Origin of the sequence: Streptomyces phytophilus (assembly GCF_013870535.1) — a bacterium.
Lineage (GTDB): Bacteria > Actinomycetota > Actinomycetes > Streptomycetales > Streptomycetaceae > Streptomyces > Streptomyces phytophilus.
Genome location: NZ_JACBXC010000585.1, coordinates 1 through 3,707, shown reverse-complemented (window position 1 = coordinate 3,707; position 3,707 = coordinate 1). Strand labels below are relative to the sequence as shown.

At 72.5% G+C, this 3,707-nt stretch carries 5 protein-coding genes; 1 reads left to right on the top strand and 4 read right to left on the bottom strand.

Annotation, left to right across the window (positions count from 1 at the left end):
- Nucleotides 1-303: 303 nt before the first annotated feature.
- Both H5J30_RS21740 and H5J30_RS21735 read right to left on the bottom strand, forming a co-directional pair.
- Nucleotides 304-522, bottom strand: a complete 219-nt coding sequence (locus tag H5J30_RS21740) for a hypothetical protein (RefSeq protein ID WP_181789065.1) — start codon at nt 520-522, stop codon at nt 304-306.
- Complete coding sequence (locus H5J30_RS21735; RefSeq protein WP_181789064.1) at nt 523-702, bottom strand: hypothetical protein; 180 nt, start codon at nt 700-702, stop codon at nt 523-525.
- A gap of 145 nt (nt 703-847) precedes the next feature.
- Here H5J30_RS21735 and H5J30_RS21730 point away from each other — a divergent pair, with 145 nt between their 5' ends.
- Nucleotides 848-2,065, top strand: a complete 1,218-nt coding sequence (locus H5J30_RS21730) for a helix-turn-helix domain-containing protein (RefSeq protein WP_181789063.1) — start codon at nt 848-850, stop codon at nt 2,063-2,065.
- A 119-nt stretch (nt 2,066-2,184) separates the two neighbouring features.
- On the opposite strand, the gene H5J30_RS21725 is transcribed toward H5J30_RS21730, so the two are convergent.
- Nucleotides 2,185-3,204, bottom strand: coding sequence for an ABC transporter ATP-binding protein (locus tag H5J30_RS21725; protein WP_181789062.1), 1,020 nt, complete (start codon nt 3,202-3,204; stop codon nt 2,185-2,187).
- Nucleotides 3,204-3,707: ABC transporter permease (locus tag H5J30_RS21720; RefSeq protein WP_181789061.1), on the bottom strand; the 504-nt coding region annotated here is incomplete at its 5' end. The genes H5J30_RS21720 and H5J30_RS21725, both read right to left, overlap by 1 nt.

Genomic DNA, 3,707 nt, shown 5'->3' with positions numbered 1-3,707 from the left:
GCGCCCTGGCGGCCACCCTGACCACAGGCACCCTGGCCGGCCTCTACCCGGCCCTCCACGCCAGCCGCCTGCCCCCGACGACGGCACTGGCGGCGCCGTAGCGCAGGGGGCGGGTGCGGGGAGGGGCGCGGACGCGGTAACCCCGCCCGGGGACAGTGGGTTGGCCCCGGGCGGGGTGTTCCCGAGTACTCCCTCTTGCGCTAGACCATGAACCACCCCCTCCACTCGCGGCCTTCCCGGACGGGGCTTGGTCCGGGCTTCCGACCCCGCCGGTGGTCGTCACGGCGGGGCCGGGCCGTCATCTCACCCGCGTAGGGGGCGTCCGGTCGTGACGATGAGCGTCCCGTCCGCGTGATCGTCCTGGTGATGAACGAGCATCCGGAGTCCGAGGCGGACGTGCCACAGGGCGTCCCCACCGCACTCGGCGAGTGCGCCGGCCAGGTTGATCTGCCGGCGTACGGTGCATCCGGGGACCGGCACGATGTCCGGCGGCCGTGTCGCGTACGGCTCCTCGGTGAACACCTACTGCTGCGCACGCGGTTCACCCGGCATGGGCGCGCCTTCGCCGACCACCTTCTCGTGGATGTGCTGCGAGACCATCTCCTGCCGCTGCCGGTCTCCCTCGGCACCGAGGATCGCGCTGTCACGATCCTGCCGGCCCTGAGCCGCGCTCACCGTGTGCCTGCTGTTGTCGCTGGACATGCGTCGTACCTCCGGACAGATGGGATTGCCACAACGGCACGGCGGGAACCGGAGAGGTGATCGGTCGTCAGCAGCAGGGAGTTCCGTGAACTCTCGTCGCACTGGACACCTCCGTTACCTGCCGTGTCGGGTGCACTACGCTCCCGTGATCTCGGGTGGCAGGCCAGACGCCCGAGGTAGGCCGGCACTAGGCCAGGAAGTAGGCCGGATCGAAGACATGAGTACGAGCGTCATCGGCACCAACATGAAGCGCCTCCGCAAGGAACGCGGCTGGACCCAGGCCCGGGTCGCACGCGAAATACTGCGTACCGCGGGCATCCGGGACTCCGAGCCGATCACCCACCGGGAGATCTACCGGTACGAGTGCGGAAAGCGGGAACCGCGCGAATGGCTCCCGGTGATCGCCGAGGTGTTCGGCGTCACGGTGGCCGAGCTGACGACGCCCCCGTTCCAGGCCGACGAGACCGCCGGCGACTACGCGACGGAGATCCGGGCGTTATCCGCACGGCTGGTGGAGCTGGACAACATCCCGCCGGGCGGGCTGCCCGTCGCCGACGCGGCGGCGGTGGCGTTCAAGAGGGTGCACCGGCAGCTCGGTACCGGCGATTACGGGCACGACGTACAGGCCGCCGCCGCTGAACTCGCGGAGATCACGGGGTGGATGATGTGGGATGCCGCCAGGCCCGACGCTGCCCGCCGCTTCAATCAAGAAGCGCTGCTGCTGGCGCAGTTGGCCGGCGACCGGTCGATGGAACTGCTCATTCTCCAGAACATGGGTCTCGTCGCCGGAAACACCGGGCGGCCGGGCGAAGAGCTTGCCATCGCCCGTTCGGTAATCGCACGCGGCAAGTTGACGCCGCGCATCGAGGCGATGTTCCGTGGGCGCGAGGCGCAAGGGCTGGCGCTGACGGGCAACACATCGGAGGCGGCGCGGTCGTTCGACAGGGCGCGCAGCCTGATCGACGCCGGGGGATCGGACTCGGATCCGCGCTGGTCGTGGTGGTTCACCGAGCGCGAGATCGACCGTCAGCAGGGTCGGGTGCTGAGGGTAACCGGGCAGTTGCGTGCAGCCGTGCCCGTCCTGCGCCACGCCCTGGAGCCCGATTCCGTGCACGTGGGCTACCGGGACGGCGCGGCGGTGCGCCTGCTGGAGTGCCTGCTGCGGCTGGAGGCATGGCGCGAGGCAGCCGAAGAAGCCGATCACCTGGTGGAGGTGGCACCGGAGATGTCGTCCATCGTCTCCCTCAATGCGCTGTCCGCGACGGCGGCAAGGACGAAGTCCGATCCCCGGGTCCCCGGCAACCTACGCGACGCCCTCGCCCACCTGGAACGGGAGGCCAACGCGGACCGCTGCGCGCTGTAGGAACCGCGCCTTCGGCCGGGGCCGCACAGCCCCCGCAGGGGTCTCGGGGGCAAGCTCTCCGAGTCACGGGAAGGGCCGGGGCCGGGAACAACCCCCCGGCTCCCGCAGCCGCGCCCGGCTCACCCCCCGAGCACCACCACCTCCGACGGGTCGAACTCCGCCCCCACCCGGTCTCCCACCTCCGGTGCACCCCGCAGGGCCACCGACGACTCCAGTTCGGGTCCCGTGTCCGGGCGCAGCGTCAGCAGTACGTGCTCCCCCCGGAACGTCCGCCCCGCGACCGCGCAGTCCAGCCCCGTGCCCGCGGGACGCACCCGTACCCCCGCCGGCCGTATCAGCAGTGACCGCTCCCCCTCCGGTCCCGGGGCAGCCACCCCCACCCGGCCCCACGGCGTCGCCGCCTCCGCGCCCCGCACCGTCGCCCGCACCACGTTCGCGAAGCCCAGGAACCGTGCCACGAACTCGTCCGCCGGCCGCTCCCACACCTCCACCGGCGTACCGCTCTGCGCGATGCGCCCGTCCCGCATCACCACCACCCGGTCGGCCAGCGCGAACGCCTCCCCCTGGTCGTGCGTCACCGCCAGTACCGTCGTGCCCAGCCGTCCGAAGAGCTGCCGCAGTTCCACCACCAACCGCTCCCGCAGCGAGCGGTCCAGCTGCCCCAGCGGCTCGTCCAGCATGAGCAGTTGCGGCGACGGTGCCAGCGCCCGGGCCAGCGCGACCCGCTGCTGCTCTCCGCCCGACAGCGCCCCCACCGAGCGCCGCTCCGCGCCCGGCAGCCCGACGAGTGCCAGCAGTTCGGTGACCCGCTCCCGGGCCGCCGCCCGCGGGGCGCCGTGCATGCGCAGTCCGAAGGACACGTTCCCGCCCACGTCCCGGTGCGGGAAGAGCTGCTGGTCCTGGAACATCAGCCCGACCCCCCGCCGGTGCGCGGGCACTCCCGCGAGGTCGCGCCCGCCCAGCAGCACCCTTCCTCCGCCGACCGGCTGCAGCCCGGCCACCGCCCGCAGCAGGGTGGACTTGCCGCTGCCGCTGGGCCCGAGCACGCTGACGAGCTCGTGGTCCGCGACGTCGAGGGAGATCCCGTCGACCGCCGGGCGGTCGCCGTAGCGCACGGTGACGTCGTCGAGTACGAGCATCAGAATTCTCCCGCCTGGTTCTTGCGGACCCGTTCCAGCAGCAGCAGCGAGGCCGCGCAGACCGCCATGAGGATGGTGCTGAGCGCCATCGCCTGCCCGTAGTTGGTCTCGCCGGCCCGGCCGAGGAGCCGGGCGACGGCGACGGGCAGCGTCGGCCGGTCGGGCCCGGCGATGAAGACGGTGGCGCCGAACTCGCCGAGGGACACCGCGAAGGCGAAGCCGGCGGCGACGAGCACCGCCCGCCACACGAGCGGCAGGTCGACCTCCCGCCAGGCCCGCAGCGGGGACGCGCCGAGGACGGCGGCGGCTTCGCGCAGCCGGTCGTCGACGGCGCGGAGGACGGGCAGCATGGTGCGTACGACGAAGGGGACGCCGACCAGTGCCTGCGCGAGCGGCACGAGGATCCAGGACGAGCGCAGGTCGAGCGGCGGGGTGTCGAGGGCGATGAGGAAGCCGAAGCCGACGGTGACGGCGGAGGTGCCGAGCGGCAGCATCAGCAGCGC

Coding starts and splice junctions, on each gene's coding strand:
- H5J30_RS21735 (WP_181789064.1), bottom strand. CDS start 702: ATGTCCAGCGACAACAGCAGGCACACGGTGAGCGCGGCTCAGGGCCGG.
- H5J30_RS21725 (WP_181789062.1), bottom strand. CDS start 3,204: ATGCTCGTACTCGACGACGTCACCGTGCGCTACGGCGACCGCCCGGCG.